Below are 17,719 nucleotides of genomic sequence, written 5' to 3'. Positions count from 1 at the left end.
GTATGAAATGGGCTTGATCCTATTACTGGCTGAAAAACAGAAAAAATCACTTTCCTTCGTGATCTTGTTGAGTATAGCGAGTGCGTTCTTGAGCGTGGGCGTGATTGCGTTTATTCAGCACAAATTACTTGAAAGCAATGGACCACTTTCCAATACCCTAATTCAGTTTACCTTGCTGCTCATTGGTTTGTTGGTGACAGCCACCGTTGCTCAAATCGCTCTCCATAAATTGGGTCATAAATTTGTTTATAACAAACGTTGTGAACTGGTCTCTCAATTATTGAATACCGATATTGAACAAGTCGAGAAGGTTGGAAGTGCAGGCGTACTCGCGTCACTGAACACAGACATTCGCAACATCACTATTGCGTTCGTACATTTACCAGAGCTGATTTATGGCTTGGTGTTAACGGTTGTGGCTTTGATCTACTTGGCTTTTTTGTCTATGCCTCTTTTTGGTGTCAGCGTTTTAATGCTGTCTTTAACCGGTGTCATTGGCTACCTACTTGTTACACGCATCACTAAACACGTTAAACAGGTTCGTGAGTACGACGACAAGTTGTATCACGATTACCAGTCCTTGATTGATGGACGTAAAGAGCTGTCTTTAAATCCATTCAGAGCCAAGCGGTACTTTGATGAAACCTTTTCAGTCAATGCTGAAGGTTACAGAAATGAAGTGACACAGGCCGATATCCTAAATGGTTTCGCTGCAAACATGGCGAACACCGTGGTGTTGGCGCTGATTGGTTTGAACTTTTACCTGGCGACTGGTTTAGGTTGGGCGACGTTAGAAGTTGCGTCTACATTTGCTTTGGTCGTGTTGTTTATGAGAACACCATTGATGTCTGCAGTAGGCTCAATTCCAACCTTGATTACTGCCAATATTTCGATGAAGAAGTTGTCGTCATTAGAGTTGAGTACCGATCGAAGCTTGAATCCGAAATCGGCAAAAAACAAAGTATTTCATTCTCTTGAACTCGTGGGTGCTCGCTATCGCTATCGCTCAGATTCAGATGGCGACGCATTCGGCGTAGGTCCAATCAATTTCAAAATAGAACGCGGCGAACATATCTTCATTATTGGTGGCAATGGCAGTGGTAAATCGACCTTTGCTCGTTTGCTTACTGGACTCTACCGGCCACATTCTGGCCAAGTTTATGTCGATGGCAATGAGGTGACTCAAGCGCATTGGCAAGATTATCGCCATCAGTTTTCGGCAGTGTTCAGTGATTTCCATTTATTCCATCAAATTGTTGATGGCGAAGGTCAAGACATCGATAGCAAAGATGTTGACGAATGGATGGTTCGTCTTGAAATGGCATACAAGGTTGATCATCAACAAGGTAAGTTAAGTGACGTTCGCTACTCACAAGGTCAACGAAAGCGACTGGCACTGATGATGTCAGTACTCGAAAAACGCGGTTGTATTCTGCTTGATGAATGGGCCGCTGATCAGGACCCACGTTTCAGAAAACTGTTTTACCGTCAGTTATTGCCAATGCTTAAACAACGTGGCGTGACTGTCATCGCGATTACTCATGATGACGCTTATTTTGATGCCGCAGACCGCATTTTCAAAATGGATAACGGCAATCTTATTGAGTTGAGTAAAGGGAATTTGGTTCAAGCGCACCAAGCACTAGAAAGTGTTGTCGCTTGAGTTTTTAAGAGCCGAGTTAGGCTCAAATACAAACAATTAAATAGTAAAAATTACAGTGATTGTTTGTGTTTTATTGCAATAGGTTCATAGCCGTATTGAAGGAGAAATATATGAATCGGCACTTTATGCGTACCCCAACAGCACTTGCGGTCGCTTTAGTTGTATCGTCAGGAATGGCTCAAGCTAACGAAGATGAAACCGTTGTTGTTATCGGGCAGCAACTTGAAGACAGCTCAGTAGGTCCTGATTTTAGTTACGTAGGATTAAGCAGTCGAACAGCAACAAAAACAGACGTTGCGATAGGTGAGACACCACGTGCAATTTCTATTGTTACTCGTGAACAGATGGACGACCGAGCGTCAATCAGTATTGCCGATGCATTGCAATACACACCGAGTATCCAAGCGAATTATTTTGGTGAAGACAACAAGCAAGATTGGTTTGTTATCCGTGGTTTTCAGCAAGCAAACAGTGGCTTGTATCAAGACGGTACCCGTTTGTATTCATCAGATTTCTACAGTTGGCAAATCGACCCGTTTGGTTTGGAGCGTGTAGAAATTTTACGAGGTCCAGGATCTGCACTATACGGCCAAACCCCTCCTGGTGGGGTGATTAACGTCGTGAGCAAGCGTCCACAGTTTGATGGTGGCTCGGGTCAGTTTGCTATCGAATACGGTACTGACGATCGTAAGCAAATCAGTTTAGATGTGAACTCTGAAGTCAATGACAAAATGGCTTTCCGTCTTCAAGCGCTTGGTCGTAAAAATGGCAGCCGTGTCGATGGTGTAGAAGCTGAACGCATTTTTATCGCTCCTTCTCTGGCTTATAAATTCACAGACGACACCAAAATTACGCTACTCACTAGCTACCAAAAAGATGATTCTGATCCGTATCTGCAATTCTTGCCAATGGAAGGGACGTTAACGTCGAATCCAAACGGGAAAATCAGTGATAGCACTGCGGTAGGCAATACAGATTGGGAAACGTTCGAGCGTGAACAACTGTCAGTAGGGTATGAATTTGAACATCATTTTAATGACAGTACCTATTTCATGCAGAACACACGTTACAGCAAGATGGACATCAACCTTCGTCAAATGTATTCGCTTGGTTATGCAAAGGATAACGGGTTAGGAGCATATGACCCTACGGAAAGTAAGATTCTACGTGGCGCATCGACGGAAGAAGGTACATCGGACGCATTCAACATTGATAACCGAGTTGTACATACCTTCAAAACCGGAGTTGTAGAGCACACTCTATTAGCTGGTATTGATTACCAAAGTATCGACATCGATAGTAAAGACTACGCTAGCGATCCAATTGTTGCCGATGGCAATAGTTCGATTAGCGTGCCAGTTCCAATCGCTAACCCATTGTTTGATGTGTTCAATCCATCATATAGCGATAACGTGACTCTGCTTAATCTAAGCTTTGGTGTCGTTGATGAATCTGATCGCGAAACGACTAAGACCAAAAACAATCAGCTAGGCCTGTATCTTCAAGACCAAATGATGATAGCTGACAAGTGGGCAGTGCAAGTTGGTGTTCGTTACGACGATTCCCAAAACAAGACACATAACACGACTACGGGCGCAAAAACTAAGGTTGATAACGAAGAGTGGACAACCAACTTCGGTGTTGCTTACTTGATGGATAGTGGCTTTACACCTTATGTGAGCTATGCCCAGTCGTTTAATCCTATTATCGAACTAGATGACAATAAAAATCCTGCGAAACCAGAACGTGGTGAGCAATACGAAGTGGGCTTGAAATACCAACCGCGTAGTTTTGAAGGCTACTTCAACATTGCGGCATTTCAAGTATCGAAAGAGAACTTGAAGAGTATGCGTAAAAAACAATTCACGCAAATTGGTGAAGTCCGCAACCGTGGCATTGAACTGGAAGCGGTGGCAAACGTGACCGAAGCATTGACTTTGATTGGTAATGTGTCGTTCATTGATTCTGAAATCACTGAAGATGCTGACAACAGTATTGTGGGGAACACGCCGTCACAAATTGCCGATCAACTGGCTTCGGCTTGGGCAAACTATCGTTTCTTGAGTGGTCCGCTTGATGGCTTAACCGTTGGTGCGGGTGCACGTTACGTTGGTGATTCGTATGCCGACAATACAGAAACTAACGTTGTTCCTTCTTACACATTGTTTGACGCCACACTAAGTTACCGAATCGAAGATTACAAGTTCCAAGTTGCAGCGAAGAACTTAGCGGACAAAGAATACGTGGCGACTTGCTCTGGTTCTTGTTTTTACGGTGATCGCCGTAACGTAATTGCAAGTGTAACCTACGACTGGTAGCACTGGTTTATATGCACTCGGCCAGTTGGTTGGGTGCTTTTATTAAGTTGATCATCTCCCTTTATCTTCAACACAAGATTTTGTGTAACTTTCGTTCAACCTCATGTTCATATCGCTGCCAAATCAGACAACTAGACGCTGAATAAAACGATCAATACGATTTATTGCAGCAGTTGTTGAGCACAAAGCCTATATTGACTAGAATGACGCACTTTTTTTATTTACGTACATACAGGTAATGAACATGAGCGATACTAATTCAAGACCAGCTTTACCAGATCATCTTGCAGGTAACCCACGTAGCCCACACCACGTGGCTGAGTGTTTCGAATACCCAATTGGCATTCGTCTAAATGGTAAAGAGCGTACTGATGTTGAAGAATACTGCATCAGCGAAGGTTGGGTTAAGATCCCTTCACCTAAAGCGCTAGATCGTTTTGGCCAGCCAATGCTTATTACTCTTAAAGGCACAGTAGAAGCTTTCTACATCGAAGATTAATCACTTCGTGTAACTCGATAATGTCGAGTACAAAACGCTGTTATATAGAAGGGTCTAGAGAAATCTAGGCCCTTTTTGTTTTTAATTTACTGATAAGCATCTGCTAAATCAAAATTTAGCTGTTAGCCACACGCTCGCTCTAATTCCTTCGCTAATTTACCAACCAGATTTAAATAGTTTGTTCGTTATTTGTTCATTCGAACAATTATTGTTCGCTTGCCCCATTTTTAGACTTGAAAGATACAAACGAAAATATGAAGCGTAGTCTAATTAAATGAAACTAAAGTGCTGTATATAGGTTATTTATTGTTAATGGCTATCTCTATCACAGAAATTAATCCTGAAGCACATACAATGCCCTGGCTTTCGAATGAGCGCCTAACTTTTTTCGTTCGAGCATTTTTAATTCTATCGCCCAATATTTATGAGGTTCCTATGTTTGGAATATTCAAACCTATGGCGCATATCGACCGCTTATCATCAGATAAGATCGATAGCACCTACACACGTTTACGATGGCAGCTGTTTCTCGGCATCTTTGTTGGCTACGCAGGCTATTATTTAGTTCGCAAAAACTTCAGTTTGGCAATGCCTTACCTTATTGAACAAGGCTTTAGCCGAGGTGAGCTTGGTATTGCCTTGGCTGCAGTGTCAATTGCTTACGGCTTATCTAAATTTTTAATGGGAAGCGTGTCGGACCGCTCTAACCCACGTTATTTCCTCAGCGGCGGCTTGTTAATGTCGGCACTGGTGATGTTCTGCTTTGGTTTCATGCCTTGGGCAACAGGCAGCATTACCGCAATGTTTATCCTGCTATTTTTGAATGGTTGGTTTCAAGGTATGGGCTGGCCGGCTTGTGGGCGAACCATGGTGCACTGGTGGTCACGTAAAGAACGTGGCGAGATAGTGTCGGTATGGAATGTTGCGCACAATGTTGGCGGCGGATTGATTGGTCCAATGTTCTTATTGGGGCTTTGGGCTTTTAACGACGACTGGCGAACCGCTTTTTATGTTCCTGCATTTTTTGCCACTCTCGTCGCTATTTTCGTTTGGTTTACAGTAAGAGATACACCCCAATCTTGTGGTTTGCCTCCAATTGAAGAACACAAAGACGATTACCCAGATGATTACGATAAGTCTCACGAGACAGAGATGACAGCTAAGGAAATCTTCTTTAAATATATATTCTCTAACAAGTTGTTGTGGTCAATTGCTATCGCGAATGCGTTTGTTTACCTAATTCGTTACGGTGTACTTGATTGGGCTCCGGTTTACTTAAATGAAGCGAAGGGTTTCTCCGTAGATAAATCGTCTTGGGCTTATTTCTTGTACGAGTGGGCAGGTATCCCTGGCACTTTATTATGTGGTTGGATTTCGGATAAGTTATTTAAAGGCCGACGTGCACCCGCAGGTATGCTATTCATGGTACTCGTAACTATTGCTGTCTTGGTGTATTGGCTGAACCCAGCAGGCAACCCAACGGTCGATATGCTGGCACTGATTGCAATTGGTTTCCTTATCTATGGTCCAGTAATGTTAATAGGCTTGTATGCACTTGAACTTGCGCCTAAAAAAGCGGCGGGAACAGCGGCTGGCTTAACGGGTTTGTTTGGTTACCTAGGCGGTGCGGTTGCTGCAAACGCAGTACTTGGCTTTATGGTTGACCTTTACGGTTGGGATGGTGGTTTTATTATCTTGGTCGGTGCTTGTGTCGCTTCAATCATCTGTCTGCTGTACGCATTTTTTGGTGAGCGTAAGCACCATAAAGGGAAAAGCCTTGAGCGAGAGAAAGAAGCATTAGCATAATCACTCGTTAGCTAAATTGTTTGTTGAGACAGTATTAATAAACAAAATCATACTAATAAATAAAAGAGGCAGGGGTAACCTGCCTCTGTGCTATCAAAGGAATAAAAATAATGAAAACAACGTCAATGTGCCTAACTCTTTTAGCACTTAGCTTATCAACCAATGCGCTTGCCGATTCTTTAGTGATCGCTCACCGTGGTGCATCAGGTTATTTACCTGAACATACATTACCGGCGAAAGCACTCGCTTACGCAATGAAACCGGACTACATCGAACAAGATGTCGTGATGACCAAAGATGACCAATTGGTGGTTCTACATGATCACTATTTAGATCGAGTTACCGATGTTGCAGAGCACTTTCCTGACCGCGCGCGTGAAGATGGGCGCTACTACGCGATAGACTTTACGCTCGCCGAGATTAAGTCATTAAGAGTGACAGAAGGCTTCAAGCTTGATGATCAAGAGAACAAAGTCGCAGGTTACCCAACACGCTTCCCAATGTGGCAGTCTGATTTCCGAGTACCAACGTTTGCAGAAGAAATCGAAATGATCCAAGGCTTGAATAAGACCCTTGGCTATGACGTTGGTATCTACCCAGAAATCAAAGCACCTTGGTTCCACCGCCATGAAGGCAAAGACATTTCTAAAGCGGTACTGGCTACCTTACATCAATATGGTTACCTATCTAAAGACGATAAGGTTTACCTGCAATGTTTCGATGCAAACGAACTAAAACGTATTAACGACGAACTCATGCCAGCGATGAAAATGGACCTCAAGCTTGTTCAGCTGATGGCTTATACAGACTGGAATGAAACCATGACTTACAAGGGCGACAAAGCCACGCCATACAGTTATGACTGGATGTTTGAGAAAGGCGGCATGGCAAAAGTCGCTAGCTATGCTGATGGCATTGGCCCATGGAAGCCTATGTTAGTGGACGATGCATCGACCAAAGATAACATCATTATTAAACCATTGATGAAATCAGCGAAAGACGCAGGCTTAGATGTTCACCCATACACATTCCGCGCTGATCCAGGCCGAATTCCAGGTTATGTCGATAACTTCGATGGGATGTTGGATGTGTTTTATAACCAAGTGAAAGTCGACGGTGTGTTTACCGACTTCCCTGATAAAGCGGTAGACTTCTTAAACCGTTAATTGGTTAATCCATAATAAAATACAAAGAGTTAAAAGCACTGCCTGAAGGTGTTTTTAGCTCTTTTTTTGATCTAACAACCCTGCATTAATTCTACTCTCTTAACACACTTTCATCGTTACTTGGTTTACACCTCTTACGCTCCTTGATAGGTTACGCGCAATGCAGTCAGTTGCTCAATATATAGCGCTTCTGGCTAAAACGAATATTGAAAATGGACACATCATGGAAGAAAGAAGCAAAGCCTATCTAGATAGCTATCTCAATACACTGCCGGCTGAAGCTGCCAAACAATACACCTCATTCAGTGCCGACTATTACTGTGCGGATGAATACAATGCCAATCTATGCGCGCAGCTGATACTGAAAGGTGAAAAACAAGCCTCGTGCAGCTTGGAATACTGGTACAGCCATGAAGGCGAAACCATGCCCGTTGTTGGTCACTTACAGGTGGTCACTGATTGGAACGGTGAGCCTGTCTGTATTGTTGAACTTACCTCGGTGTCATTGTGCCCTTATAACCAGGTGACGGCTGAGTTTGCTGCCGCTGAAGGCGAGGGGGACAAAACTTTGGCATGGTGGCGAGAAGCGCACTGGAACTTTTTCTCTCGTGAGTGTGAAGAATTAAAGATCACACCACGTGAAGACATGATGTTGGTGCTTGAGCGTTTCAAAGTCGTCCATCAATAGTGAAGTCGCAGCGAGTGTAATGTTGAATCTCAAGGCATGGCACTTTAGCTATCTTTGACTAAAGTAATATAACTAGACATTGAACCTTTATTATCCTTACCGAACGTCACGGCAATCCCGCATTTAGGCTACGTTGAACAAAATAGCTACGAACTCTACTTTGATATCGCTTTCGACAACATTTTGCCCTATTAAAGGGATGGCATATCGAGCTAGAATCTATCCAAAGATAAAAGGTAAAGAAAGTATGAGCTTAACAATCAGACAAGTAACAGTAGATGATGCTCAGGGTATAATTGGCGTATTGAATCCAATTATTACTGAAGCACGTTACACTATCTTGGATAAGACGTTTACGGTCGAAGAGGAGAAGGCATTTATTGAGTCGTTTCCAGATCGAGGTGTATTCAGTGTTGCGGTCAATGAAGCGACTGGTGACCTGCTTGGCTTTCAAAACGTAGAGCCGTTTGCCTCATATACGAAAGCCTTTGACCATGTGGGTATTATTGGGACTTATGTTGACGCAAACAGCCGTGGGCAAGGCGTTGCAAGGCAGCTATTTGATCACACATTCGAAGTGGCAAAAACTAAAGGCTACGAAAAACTTTTTGCGTATGTTCTAGCCAATAACGAACGCGCATTAGCGGCTTATCTCAAACAGAGTTTTGAAACTGTTGGAATAGCAAAGAAACACGCTAAGATCGGCAAGCAGTACTTTGATGAGATTCTTATCGAGAAACTCTTATAAGTACCGTAAAACTTTCGTAACATCATCAATGCAGGAGGCATGATGAACAAAGGCACAAAATCAACGGTTTCAATCAGGCTGACCAAAACCGTCTTATTTGATTGGGGCAATACGCTGATGGTCGACTTTTCAGACGCACAAGGGAAAATGTGTGACTGGAAAACCGTTGAAGAAGTGAGTGGAGCACAAGCCTTACTCACTCAATTGTCGGAGCATCACAACATCTACATCGCGACGAACGCGGCCGATTCCAGTACAGATGACATCATCAGTGCATTTGAACGTGTCGGGTTGTCCCAATACATTGATGGCTACTTCTGTACGGCAAGTATTGGCTTATCTAAATATGATTCTGGTTTTTATCCTGCCATTATTGCCAAGCTAGGTATCGAACCCCAAGATGTCACTATGATTGGCGATACTCCAGAAAAAGATATCTATCCTGCGCTTGAAGCTGGCTTACAAGCTATTTGGTTTAACGCAGAAGGAAAAGTGTTTGAATCAAACTATGCGAAAATCGTGCAGATTCAAAGCCTGAGCCAACTATTGGAGCACCTCAATGGATGACCATTCAGAGGTCTGGTGTCAGTAGTCGTCATCACGCTTAGGTACCGCTCAAATCCTTGATCTTAAAACATAACGACAAGCTTGTTTGTTTTGACGTAAACCTCTCATTTATTGCCTATCTAATGCTCTAAGCTAAGTTTAGATTTCTAATATAAGGGTTAGGCTATGAGTATTGAACGTCATGGAATATCGGTTGGGATTGAACGTCTAAGAGGTGCAACCATCATCGTGTTCAAAGCGAAAGGGAAACTAACGCACGACGACTATCAAGCGATGATACCTATCTTAAAAACCACTATAAAATAGATCGATTCATCAGCATTAAAGATGATGGTCGATATCTCAATGCTGACGGGGTGGGAACTGCGCGCCGCGTGGGACGATTTCAAACTCGGTTTAGTACTAAACTCCAAGATAGACAAGATTGCTATTTACGGCGATAAAAGCTGGCAAGAAATGGCGTCAAAAGTCGGCAGTTGGTTTGTGTCTGGTGACATCAAATCAATCGAAGATCACGACTCTGCCATAGAGTGGCTTGTTGATTAGATTCATCATATCTTATTTCAAGTGACAGCTGGTGCTAAGCGTTGACCTTTAACGAACCACCAGCTGTCATTCATCGACTCCCAAAGTTATTTTTTTCTGAAATTCAATAGAATATGCTGACGGCTGTAGGTAACATACCGCCCATGCGATATCGTCGCTTTAACCAGAATAATAAACACAATAACAAGGTTTAAGAACATGAATAAGGTAATTGATAAGCTCGCTTGGATATTCATTGAAGATAGTAAGCTGCTGATGGTAAGGTCAAAAGGCAAAGAACTGTTCTACTTGCCGGGCGGAAAGCGAGAAGCAGGGGAAAGTGATGAGCAAGCATTGGTTCGTGAAATCAAAGAAGAAATATCAGTAGACCTAGTACCTGATTCAATCAAATACGTAGAGACGTTCACTGGCCAAGCTGACGGCAAAGCAGAAGGCGTGTCAGTGCAGTTGACGTGTTACCTTGCAGATTATACTGGCGAACTCGCTCCAGACGCTGAAATCGAAGAGCTTAAGTTTGTTGATGGCAACGACAGAGCTGTATGCTCATTGGCTGCTCTTGTTGCGCTTGATTGGTTAGAAGCAAACCACTATTTACCACTGATCAGTAAATAATGGCTCGTTAATACAGAACGACTGTTTAGTCAGGATCTTTATAATATCAGTGCTTATGAAAAGCTTGAAGGGCGACTGTCTTTCATCAGAATATCGAGTTTTCTTTGAGCTTTTTTCGTATCTTGTAAATCCACCACCTCAATCATCTCGCATTCATCTCTTACCATCTCATTGATTAAGCTCGGGTAGTGGCGGCAATCTTCAGGCCGGTCTAAGTAAATACTGCATGTATATTTTGCTTGAGCAGTCTTATCTTTAGTTGGAACAACCTCTAGGAAAGGGCAACGACTTAAACGTTCGCCAGATTCCGGATCAAACCAAATCTCACTACCGCGAACATATTCAAATATGTCTGGGTTGAACAGCTCCCATAAATCAATTTCTTCTTGAGTCGCGGCAAGGTCACCATCTCCATATTTGATACAGCATTTTCCGCATTGATTACAATTTTTCATTAATGACTTCATTGGTTGGTGAGCTTTTGTCATTTTATCATTGATAGCCGTGGCACGTTGATTTTGTTGTCCATTGTTCGGAACATCAAAGGAAGAACCTCATTTGATGTTCATTTATCTAAGTCACAACACTGCAAACAGGGCTGTAAACAGTGATACAATTTACGCCTAGCAAGTGATTAAACAAAGGCATCAAAATGAGAACTGTATACACCACCGAAGGCGACATTAACGCAAAGAAACAGAAAGACGCTTACCCAAAGTTCGCGCTATGTGATAACTGCGTTCGAGAGTATGTGGTGATTGCTCAAGGTGAACGTACCTATAAACCTTGTGCGAAATGTGGTGCAGACGATTAATGCGCCTTGATAAATACCTTTGTAAAAGCACAGAACTAACAAAGCTCGAAGCCGTTCAGCGAATCCAAAACGGTGAGGTGAGTGTGAACGGTGTGGTTGTGTTAGATGAATCTACTCAGGTTCATGAAAGTAACGCTATCTTGCTTAATGGTGATGCATTAACACTACGAGAGTTTCGATACATCTTAATGCACAAGCCCGCAGGCACAATCTGTTCCAATATCGATGAAGTGTACCCATCGCTTTTTACTTATCTGGAGGTGGATAAAGCCTCTGAACTGCACATCGCAGGGCGGTTAGACGCCGATACAACAGGTTTAGTGTTGATCACCGATGATGGTCGTTGGTCTTTCAATATCACACTGCCAACTAAGTCGTGTAAAAAGGTGTATCGTGTGACATTGTCACGAGATATCAAAAACGATGTCGCTGATAAATTTAAGGCGGGTATTCAGTTGCAAGGCGAGAAAACCGCAACGCGCCCCGCACAACTGGAAGTGATAAGCCCGAAAGAGGTGCTATTGACCATCACAGAAGGTAAGTTTCATCAAGTTAAGCGAATGTTCGCTGCCGTTGGAAACCGAGTGGTAGGGCTTCACCGAGAGCAAATAGGCGAAGTAAGTTTAGATGTCGAAGAAGGCCAGTGGCGATACCTCACCAAAGATGAAGTTAGCTCTTTTAGCCAGTAACTTAAAACAAATTAAAGTATAAAGCCTAGCGATATTGCTGGGCTTTAAAAGGGAAGGAATTATTTATCATGGAAAACCTCAAAGTCACTGAAATAAAGTCGTTCGTACCCGCGAAAAATTTCGACTTATCAAAGCGTTTTTATCAAACTCTCGGCTTTGAAATCATGTCTGAATTCCATGATATCGCCTATTTTCGTCACGGCGATTATGCATTCCTTTTACACGACTTTTACGAACCTGCGCACTGTCACAATTACATGATGCACTTGCTGGTGGAAGACGTAAAAAGTTGGTACCAGCACGTACAAAACTCTAATGTATTGGCGGAATTTGAAGTAACCGTGACCGAGGTTGTTGAACAGCCTTGGGGAATGCTTGAGTTTTGTATCACTGACCCAAGTGGCGTGTTATGGCGTGTTGCCGAGAACATCAGGCCACGTTAGCCCGTAAACTTGTTTTAAGGCCAGTGAAACGCTTCAAATTACCCATCTGTCGCTTTATTTATACCGCTCTTCGGTAATCATCACACCTTAGCAAGACGTTAGGTATCAAGGACCGTAAGGAAGCGTAAATGGAATTATCAAAGGAAGTATTAGTGGCGTTTGGTCCCTAGATGAGTTCATCATTCATCGAGAATCAGGTGAATTGTTTAATTGGCCGGGGAAACAAAACGGCACTCTAATTTATACAGACAATGGGTTCGTTAGCGTCGCACAGAATAGAGATCCACTAACTAATCCTACAGACGAAGATAAAAAGAGAGAATCAAACTTTTATACAGCTACTTATGAATTAGATTTAGTTAACAATCGTGTTTTTCATATAGGGCTACAGTCTAGCGTTCAATCTTTAATAGGTGAACGTATGGAGCGTGAAGTAAAGCTACTAAATGATGGTCGCTTATGGCTATCTGGTAAGGGTCTAAAAGAACGAGTAACGCTGTATGGTCGAAAGTTAATACTTAACAAATAATTAAAGAGTGATACGCAATGCGTGGCATTTTATTTTGCGTTGCTTTACACATTAATAGAATATTATGTGGTTGGAGAAAAATCATGAATCCATCAGCGGTTCTTGTTCATGTCCCTGACGTACCTAAAGGGCTTGAATGGTACAAGAAAGCTTTTCCTGAAGCCGTTCCGGTTTATTACCCTGACTTTGACTTCACGGTACTTGATGTCAACGGGTTTTCTATTGAAGTCGTTCAATCTGATGACAAGGTTTCTGAGGGTAAAAAGGGAACTGTAATATATTGGTCTGTTATTGATCTATCTGTTGCATTAGCTCGTTTCGAATCACTTGGGGCATCTTTATATCGTGGTCCTATGGAGATCGAAAATGGATTATCTATGTGCCAAGTTGAAGACCCCTTTGGAAACTTAATCGGTTTACGCGGGGGAGCCACTAAACAGAGCATTTAAGAAAGGTTCCCAATACTTGGCATTGTTAGCTCAAGGTTGGATTTCGTGTTTATGATACAATGAGTTAGGTGGTAGCATCGCTCAGTACTTAACGCGACTTAAGTAGAATTAGCTAAGGAATTTAGATGTATAAAGGAAGTTGTTTGTGTGGTTCAATTCAGTTCGAACTGGATGGAGGTGTTACTGATATCATTCACTGTCATTGCTCTTTGTGTCGTAAGGCGAGTGGAAGTGCCTATGCCACTAATGGATTCATTAATGCTGAAGGTATCAAGTTAACAGACAAAAATAATACACTTACCTTTTACGAAAGCAGTGAAGGCAAACGGAAGTACTTTTGTAAAACTTGTGGAAGTCCAATCTATAGTTCAAATTCACAATCCCCGAAAAGGCTTCGCCTTCGTTTAGGTATACTCGATACAGAGATATCGGAACGTCCTATTTCTCATAACTTTGTTACATCAAAGGCTAACTGGGATGACTTAGATGTTGAGTTACCTCGCAATGAAAAGCACGAAGTCGGGCGAAAGTAGGCGCGGTTAAATCCGTTTAACAAGGTACTAAAATTGACTTTTAACACTTGGCATTTTCACTGCGTAAAAGTATATGACATAGTTTCAAGTGGTTAGTTTAGCTTTATACGCTTAGAGAAAGTGATGATTCAGAGTATTTATGATGACATGTGGCAGAGGTTTGAATTGGCATTAAAGCGCAATGAATACGAACTCGATCCATACCTGTCAGACCTTGAAAATGACACTCGAAGAGGCATCACAGCCTTGGCGTATTTAAATCAAGGGAACCGCTCTACCATCAATGAAATCACTCGTTTTCAAAAAGAGGTACTAGAACTCGAACCACAGTAATACTATCACCCATCAAATGAGCTGCATTTAACCGTTTTGTCAGTGATTTCATGTCTACCAGAGTTTTCCGTAACCGAAATTGATGTTAATTCTTATATCGATATTTTTCGTTCGGTTCTGAAGAACACAGGTAAAATAGAAATCAGGTATCAAGGTGTTAGTGCTTCACCTAACTGTATTGTAATTCAAGGCTTTCCAATATCTGATACTTTAGAGCGACTTAGGAACGAGCTTAGAACGCAGCTAATTGAAGCAGGGGTAAGAGTAACTTTCGATAGCCGTTATAAGCTAGTTACAGCGCATAGCTCAATTATTCGGTTCAAAGCCCCACTCAATGATGCTCAGCAACTTCAAGAAGATATTCGGATTGACCCATCAAGGATAGCTCTTGTCGGCATTTCAATGGGGGCACTGTCTACATTCTATTCGCTGACTCAAAATAACCAGATTAAAGTTGCGGTGCCTATTCTTGGTTCTCCTGATTTCGTCGGTTTGGAGAAGTTCGCATTAAAAGCAGATTCGGACAATAAGACTTTCAACGAAGACGAAAAGTTAGCAATTAGGTATATGAAAGAGATCGACCCATGTTTGTATCTTCTTGAAAATGAAAGTCGTCCAATGCTAATTATAAATGGCGAGAGAGATGATTGGGTTCCAGCCAAGTTCGCGAAAGACTTTTTTGAAAAGGTTAAGAGTAAATATGATAAAAATAATACTGAAATTGCGTTCAATTTGGCTGACGAATCACATTATTTTTCGAATGATATGCGTGATCATACGATATGTTGGTTGAATAAACATCTATAAACTACCACTTATATCTGGAACGAAAAACAGCTAACAACTGTCCCCATTCTGATTCATAAGGCTTGGTGCTTCTGTTTCCGGTGAAGGGTTCAGTTTGGAATATTTCAAGACTATGTGTTTTTTAAAATCGGCAAAGTACAAGAAATCTAATGTAAAGAGTGATTTCTAGATTCAATATGCAAGCTTGAGGGATTCAGATTAAAAGCATTTTAACAGTTCGCTAAGTCTTGAGGCTAGAGAAGCATATCAATCTTCGCTGTCGAGCTTTGCATCACATCCCACTGAGGAAAAATATGACGAAAGTAAAAGATACTGCAAGCTTAATAGGTGACACTTTTAACCCGTTTCCAGAGCCATACAAATCAATTCTAGGGGACTCTGAATGCAAGGGGCTGGGAGACCTATTTGGCTTAACCCAGTTTGGAGTGAACCTAGAGATACTTGAACCCAATGCGCAATCAGCTTTAAGACATTGGCATACTAAATCCGACGAGTTCCTATATTTGCTTGAAGGTGAGCTGTGCTTAATCATGGATGGCGGTGAGCAAGTTATGAAGCGAGGAATGTGCGTTGGCTTTCCCGGTGGTGTCGAGAATGGGCATCATTTAGTAAACCGAAGTGACAAACAAGCAAAGTTTATTGTGATAGGTAGCCGCGTAGCAGGTGATAAAGCTCATTATCCGGACGACGATTTTGAGTGGGTAGAAGCAAGTTCTGGTAAATGGGTGGCATGCAGAAAGGACGGCACGCGCTATTAGCCTTTTTCATATTAGTAGATAGGAAGGGAATTTTGACATTCACAAGAGAATTCGAATGCTTAGACCTTACATTTAGGCCAGTGGTCGTTGATGACGCCGTTTACTTGTTCAAATCTGTAGGTTCAGATTTGTTCCCTAAGTCGCTTCCTTTAGCAGACATCAAAACGCTCAAACAAGCACGAGAGTGGTGTTTAGAACGTGCTTTAGAGTGGGAAGAGGGTAAGTGCTATGTTTGGAGTTGTCGGCATTTAAACGATTCGCAAGTTATTGGTCAGGTCACGTTACTCCCTTTGGAAAATTGTTTTGCGTTAGCTTATTGGATTAGTCCCAAATGTTGGGGTAAAGGCATTGCTACGCAAATGTGCAAAGCATTATTATCACAGGTTCAGAGTTCCGGCTATCAAGGCGAAATTTGGGCTGGTGTTCACTCTTGGAATCACAAAAGCGCTTCGGTGTTGAAGAAGTTAGGTTTTCAAGAGAGAATCTCGAGTAGTGCAAACACTGTGGAGTACCGCTTAGATATAACGAAGTAGTCCATGAATGGCAGCGTCTGGGCAGATGGAATTTATGTCCTTGGTTTTGGGGCTCGGTTAAATGTTATTTATTAGGGAATTCAATGGTTTTAGGAAGTTGTCTCTGTAATGCTGTGCAGTTTAAAGTCACTGGTGACTTTAAACGTATCGTCAATTGTCACTGTAATTTATGTCGAAAAATGAATGGTGCTGCATTTTCAACTTATGTAGCAGTACTACAGACAGACTTTGAGCTGGTTACGGGTGATTTGTCCTTTTTTGATGTGACGGAAAATGCGAGAAAACACTTTTGTGGTGAATGTGGCACACCGATATTCAATTCAAATCCCAAATACGAAGGGTTAACTATTCTACATCTCGGCTGCCTAGACTTAGATTTGTTAGGTGAGCTAAAACCAGATGTAAATATCTACGATGAGTCGAAAGTCAGTTGGTTAGAAAGCATTTCAGGTTTGCCTACTTTCGACAAGGCAATAGGTTGACGTTAAAGTCTATTCATTAGCATAGTTGATCTTGTTCATTTTATAGGGAGGACGTTCAATGGTGGGAGAACAATGGAAGTAAAATTAATTGAGATTAAAGAACAAGAACGGAAAGTGCTTGAGAACCTGTTCTCTTATTACATATATGACATGACCGAGTATATTAAGTGGAGCCCTAATAATGAGGGCAAATTCAGTTACGACTCTTCCCAGTTTGACGTGTACTGGGAGCGAGAAGATCATATTCCCTATTTCATCTATGTGGATGCTGAGCTCGCAGGGTTTGCATTGGTTCGCCGTTATCCTAGTGATTTATCGACCTATGATATTGAACAGTTTTTTGTACTCAGAAAATTTAAAGGGCAAGGTGTTGGCAAGGAAGCCTTAGCACAGGTCGCTGCTGTATTTACAGGAAATGGTAAATTCGAGTGTTGTTAGAAAACTCTGGGGCTCTATATTTCTGGAAGTCTGCTGTTTCTCGTATTGTTGGGGACAAATTTAGAGTGACGAAAGCCAATGATGTCGATCTTTTGATGTTCTTCATACACTTTGAAAGCAACGGTTATTGATTAGCGAAAAGCAGTTTCCAAGCTTCGTTGACGTGGCTTCAAGTGAATTGAGAGTTGATAAGACAGTAGTAACGATTCTCACTCAGTAGCTTAGCATCGTATGACTTAGTAAGTTTGCTTGACCTCAAGTTAAGTTGAAGTAATAGGATGTTCTCGATTGTTATTCG

The 17,719-nt window shown here is 42.1% G+C and carries 20 protein-coding genes and 4 pseudogenes; 23 read left to right on the top strand and 1 reads right to left on the bottom strand.

The genetic code is table 11. The features are described from left to right. The first annotated feature begins 7 nt into the window (after positions 1 to 7). The 11 genes and pseudogenes from ACMAZD_RS09625 to ACMAZD_RS09575 all read left to right on the top strand — a co-directional run bounded on the left by ACMAZD_RS09625 (position 8) and on the right by ACMAZD_RS09575 (position 10,613). Positions 8 to 1,663 (top strand): multidrug ABC transporter permease/ATP-binding protein, encoded by a 1,656-nt coding sequence (locus tag ACMAZD_RS09625; RefSeq protein WP_435247060.1) that lies wholly within the window; start codon positions 8 to 10, stop codon positions 1,661 to 1,663. Positions 1,664 to 1,788: 125 nt separating this feature from the next. Then, on the top strand, positions 1,789 to 3,981 hold the full coding sequence (locus ACMAZD_RS09620) for a TonB-dependent siderophore receptor (protein ID WP_435249358.1): 2,193 nt from the start codon (positions 1,789 to 1,791) through the stop codon (positions 3,979 to 3,981). 244 nt (positions 3,982 to 4,225) lie between these two features. Further along, positions 4,226 to 4,480 carry a DUF3297 family protein gene (locus ACMAZD_RS09615; protein ID WP_029223190.1) on the top strand — a complete coding sequence of 85 codons (255 nt, stop codon included), beginning with the start codon at positions 4,226 to 4,228 and terminating at the stop codon, positions 4,478 to 4,480. A gap of 435 nt (positions 4,481 to 4,915) precedes the next feature. Next, positions 4,916 to 6,286 carry a glycerol-3-phosphate transporter gene (glpT, locus tag ACMAZD_RS09610; RefSeq protein WP_435247059.1) on the top strand — a complete coding sequence of 457 codons (1,371 nt, stop codon included), beginning with the start codon at positions 4,916 to 4,918 and terminating at the stop codon, positions 6,284 to 6,286. Between the two features lie 110 nt (positions 6,287 to 6,396). Further along, on the top strand, positions 6,397 to 7,452 hold the full coding sequence (glpQ, locus tag ACMAZD_RS09605) for a glycerophosphodiester phosphodiesterase (protein ID WP_435247058.1): 1,056 nt from the start codon (positions 6,397 to 6,399) through the stop codon (positions 7,450 to 7,452). Positions 7,453 to 7,675: 223 nt separating this feature from the next. Beyond that, a complete protein-coding gene (locus ACMAZD_RS09600; protein WP_435249357.1) occupies positions 7,676 to 8,140 on the top strand; it encodes an ASCH domain-containing protein in 465 nt (154 codons plus the stop codon). A 75-nt stretch (positions 8,141 to 8,215) separates the two neighbouring features. Continuing rightward, positions 8,216 to 8,335, top strand: a pseudogene (locus ACMAZD_RS09595) (D-2-hydroxyacid dehydrogenase family protein); the annotation flags it as partial. A gap of 52 nt (positions 8,336 to 8,387) precedes the next feature. After that, complete coding sequence (locus ACMAZD_RS09590) at positions 8,388 to 8,888, top strand: GNAT family N-acetyltransferase (RefSeq protein ID WP_435247057.1); 501 nt, start codon at positions 8,388 to 8,390, stop codon at positions 8,886 to 8,888. Positions 8,889 to 8,930: 42 nt separating this feature from the next. Beyond that, entirely contained in the window at positions 8,931 to 9,455 is a 525-nt protein-coding gene (locus ACMAZD_RS09585; protein WP_435247056.1) for an HAD family hydrolase, read from the top strand. 165 nt (positions 9,456 to 9,620) lie between these two features. Continuing rightward, a pseudogene (locus tag ACMAZD_RS09580) lies at positions 9,621 to 10,001 on the top strand (STAS/SEC14 domain-containing protein). 198 nt (positions 10,002 to 10,199) lie between these two features. Next, positions 10,200 to 10,613 carry an NUDIX domain-containing protein gene (locus tag ACMAZD_RS09575; RefSeq protein ID WP_372262743.1) on the top strand — a complete coding sequence of 138 codons (414 nt, stop codon included), beginning with the start codon at positions 10,200 to 10,202 and terminating at the stop codon, positions 10,611 to 10,613. 53 nt (positions 10,614 to 10,666) lie between these two features. Here the strand turns inward: ACMAZD_RS09575 and ACMAZD_RS09570 are convergent, their stop codons facing one another. Then, a complete protein-coding gene (locus ACMAZD_RS09570; protein WP_102350151.1) occupies positions 10,667 to 11,068 on the bottom strand; it encodes a YkgJ family cysteine cluster protein in 402 nt (133 codons plus the stop codon). Between the two features lie 197 nt (positions 11,069 to 11,265). Between ACMAZD_RS09570 and ACMAZD_RS09565 the strand changes: the two genes are divergently transcribed. The 12 genes and pseudogenes from ACMAZD_RS09565 (at position 11,266) to ACMAZD_RS09510 (ending at position 17,552) form a co-directional block, all read left to right on the top strand. After that, positions 11,266 to 11,427, top strand: coding sequence for a hypothetical protein (locus ACMAZD_RS09565; RefSeq protein ID WP_198593006.1), 162 nt, complete (start codon positions 11,266 to 11,268; stop codon positions 11,425 to 11,427). Next, positions 11,400 to 12,116, top strand: coding sequence for a pseudouridine synthase (locus ACMAZD_RS09560; RefSeq protein WP_435247055.1), 717 nt, complete (start codon positions 11,400 to 11,402; stop codon positions 12,114 to 12,116). Before ACMAZD_RS09565 ends, ACMAZD_RS09560 begins: the two co-directional genes overlap by 28 nt. Before the next feature lie 68 nt (positions 12,117 to 12,184). Then, positions 12,185 to 12,559, top strand: a complete 375-nt coding sequence (locus tag ACMAZD_RS09555; protein WP_435247054.1) for a VOC family protein — start codon at positions 12,185 to 12,187, stop codon at positions 12,557 to 12,559. Positions 12,560 to 12,761: 202 nt separating this feature from the next. Beyond that, positions 12,762 to 12,947, top strand: a pseudogene (locus ACMAZD_RS09550) (lipocalin-like domain-containing protein); the annotation flags it as partial. Positions 12,948 to 13,171: 224 nt separating this feature from the next. Then, a complete protein-coding gene (locus ACMAZD_RS09545; protein WP_435247053.1) occupies positions 13,172 to 13,537 on the top strand; it encodes a VOC family protein in 366 nt (121 codons plus the stop codon). 125 nt (positions 13,538 to 13,662) lie between these two features. Continuing rightward, positions 13,663 to 14,070, top strand: coding sequence for a GFA family protein (locus tag ACMAZD_RS09540; protein ID WP_435247052.1), 408 nt, complete (start codon positions 13,663 to 13,665; stop codon positions 14,068 to 14,070). A 123-nt stretch (positions 14,071 to 14,193) separates the two neighbouring features. Next, entirely contained in the window at positions 14,194 to 14,403 is a 210-nt protein-coding gene (locus ACMAZD_RS09535) for a hypothetical protein (RefSeq protein WP_435247051.1), read from the top strand. A 42-nt stretch (positions 14,404 to 14,445) separates the two neighbouring features. Continuing rightward, a complete protein-coding gene (locus ACMAZD_RS09530; protein ID WP_435247050.1) occupies positions 14,446 to 15,210 on the top strand; it encodes an alpha/beta hydrolase family protein in 765 nt (254 codons plus the stop codon). Between the two features lie 293 nt (positions 15,211 to 15,503). Beyond that, positions 15,504 to 15,968, top strand: coding sequence for a cupin domain-containing protein (locus ACMAZD_RS09525; RefSeq protein WP_435247049.1), 465 nt, complete (start codon positions 15,504 to 15,506; stop codon positions 15,966 to 15,968). Positions 15,969 to 16,000: 32 nt separating this feature from the next. Beyond that, positions 16,001 to 16,501 carry a GNAT family N-acetyltransferase gene (locus tag ACMAZD_RS09520; RefSeq protein WP_435247048.1) on the top strand — a complete coding sequence of 167 codons (501 nt, stop codon included), beginning with the start codon at positions 16,001 to 16,003 and terminating at the stop codon, positions 16,499 to 16,501. Positions 16,502 to 16,584: 83 nt separating this feature from the next. After that, a complete protein-coding gene (locus ACMAZD_RS09515) occupies positions 16,585 to 16,983 on the top strand; it encodes a GFA family protein (RefSeq protein WP_435247047.1) in 399 nt (132 codons plus the stop codon). Positions 16,984 to 17,055: 72 nt separating this feature from the next. Further along, positions 17,056 to 17,552: pseudogene (locus ACMAZD_RS09510) on the top strand (GNAT family N-acetyltransferase). Positions 17,553 to 17,719 lie beyond the last annotated feature (167 nt).

This window comes from Vibrio sp. nBUS_14 (assembly GCF_051201655.1).
GTDB lineage: Bacteria > Pseudomonadota > Gammaproteobacteria > Enterobacterales > Vibrionaceae > Vibrio.
Note: the sequence above shows the minus strand (reverse complement) of the source record. Positions and strands in the feature narration are given on the sequence as shown.

Coding starts and splice junctions, on each gene's coding strand:
- ACMAZD_RS09625 (WP_435247060.1), top strand. CDS start 8: ATGGGCTTGATCCTATTACTGGCTGAAAAACAGAAAAAATCACTTTCC.
- ACMAZD_RS09620 (WP_435249358.1), top strand. CDS start 1,789: ATGCGTACCCCAACAGCACTTGCGGTCGCTTTAGTTGTATCGTCAGGA.
- ACMAZD_RS09615 (WP_029223190.1), top strand. CDS start 4,226: ATGAGCGATACTAATTCAAGACCAGCTTTACCAGATCATCTTGCAGGT.
- glpT (WP_435247059.1), top strand. CDS start 4,916: ATGTTTGGAATATTCAAACCTATGGCGCATATCGACCGCTTATCATCA.
- glpQ (WP_435247058.1), top strand. CDS start 6,397: ATGAAAACAACGTCAATGTGCCTAACTCTTTTAGCACTTAGCTTATCA.
- ACMAZD_RS09600 (WP_435249357.1), top strand. CDS start 7,676: ATGGAAGAAAGAAGCAAAGCCTATCTAGATAGCTATCTCAATACACTG.
- ACMAZD_RS09590 (WP_435247057.1), top strand. CDS start 8,388: ATGAGCTTAACAATCAGACAAGTAACAGTAGATGATGCTCAGGGTATA.
- ACMAZD_RS09585 (WP_435247056.1), top strand. CDS start 8,931: ATGAACAAAGGCACAAAATCAACGGTTTCAATCAGGCTGACCAAAACC.
- ACMAZD_RS09575 (WP_372262743.1), top strand. CDS start 10,200: ATGAATAAGGTAATTGATAAGCTCGCTTGGATATTCATTGAAGATAGT.
- ACMAZD_RS09570 (WP_102350151.1), bottom strand. CDS start 11,068: ATGAAAAATTGTAATCAATGCGGAAAATGCTGTATCAAATATGGAGAT.
- ACMAZD_RS09565 (WP_198593006.1), top strand. CDS start 11,266: ATGAGAACTGTATACACCACCGAAGGCGACATTAACGCAAAGAAACAG.
- ACMAZD_RS09555 (WP_435247054.1), top strand. CDS start 12,185: ATGGAAAACCTCAAAGTCACTGAAATAAAGTCGTTCGTACCCGCGAAA.
- ACMAZD_RS09545 (WP_435247053.1), top strand. CDS start 13,172: ATGAATCCATCAGCGGTTCTTGTTCATGTCCCTGACGTACCTAAAGGG.
- ACMAZD_RS09540 (WP_435247052.1), top strand. CDS start 13,663: ATGTATAAAGGAAGTTGTTTGTGTGGTTCAATTCAGTTCGAACTGGAT.
- ACMAZD_RS09535 (WP_435247051.1), top strand. CDS start 14,194: ATGATTCAGAGTATTTATGATGACATGTGGCAGAGGTTTGAATTGGCA.
- ACMAZD_RS09525 (WP_435247049.1), top strand. CDS start 15,504: ATGACGAAAGTAAAAGATACTGCAAGCTTAATAGGTGACACTTTTAAC.
- ACMAZD_RS09515 (WP_435247047.1), top strand. CDS start 16,585: ATGGTTTTAGGAAGTTGTCTCTGTAATGCTGTGCAGTTTAAAGTCACT.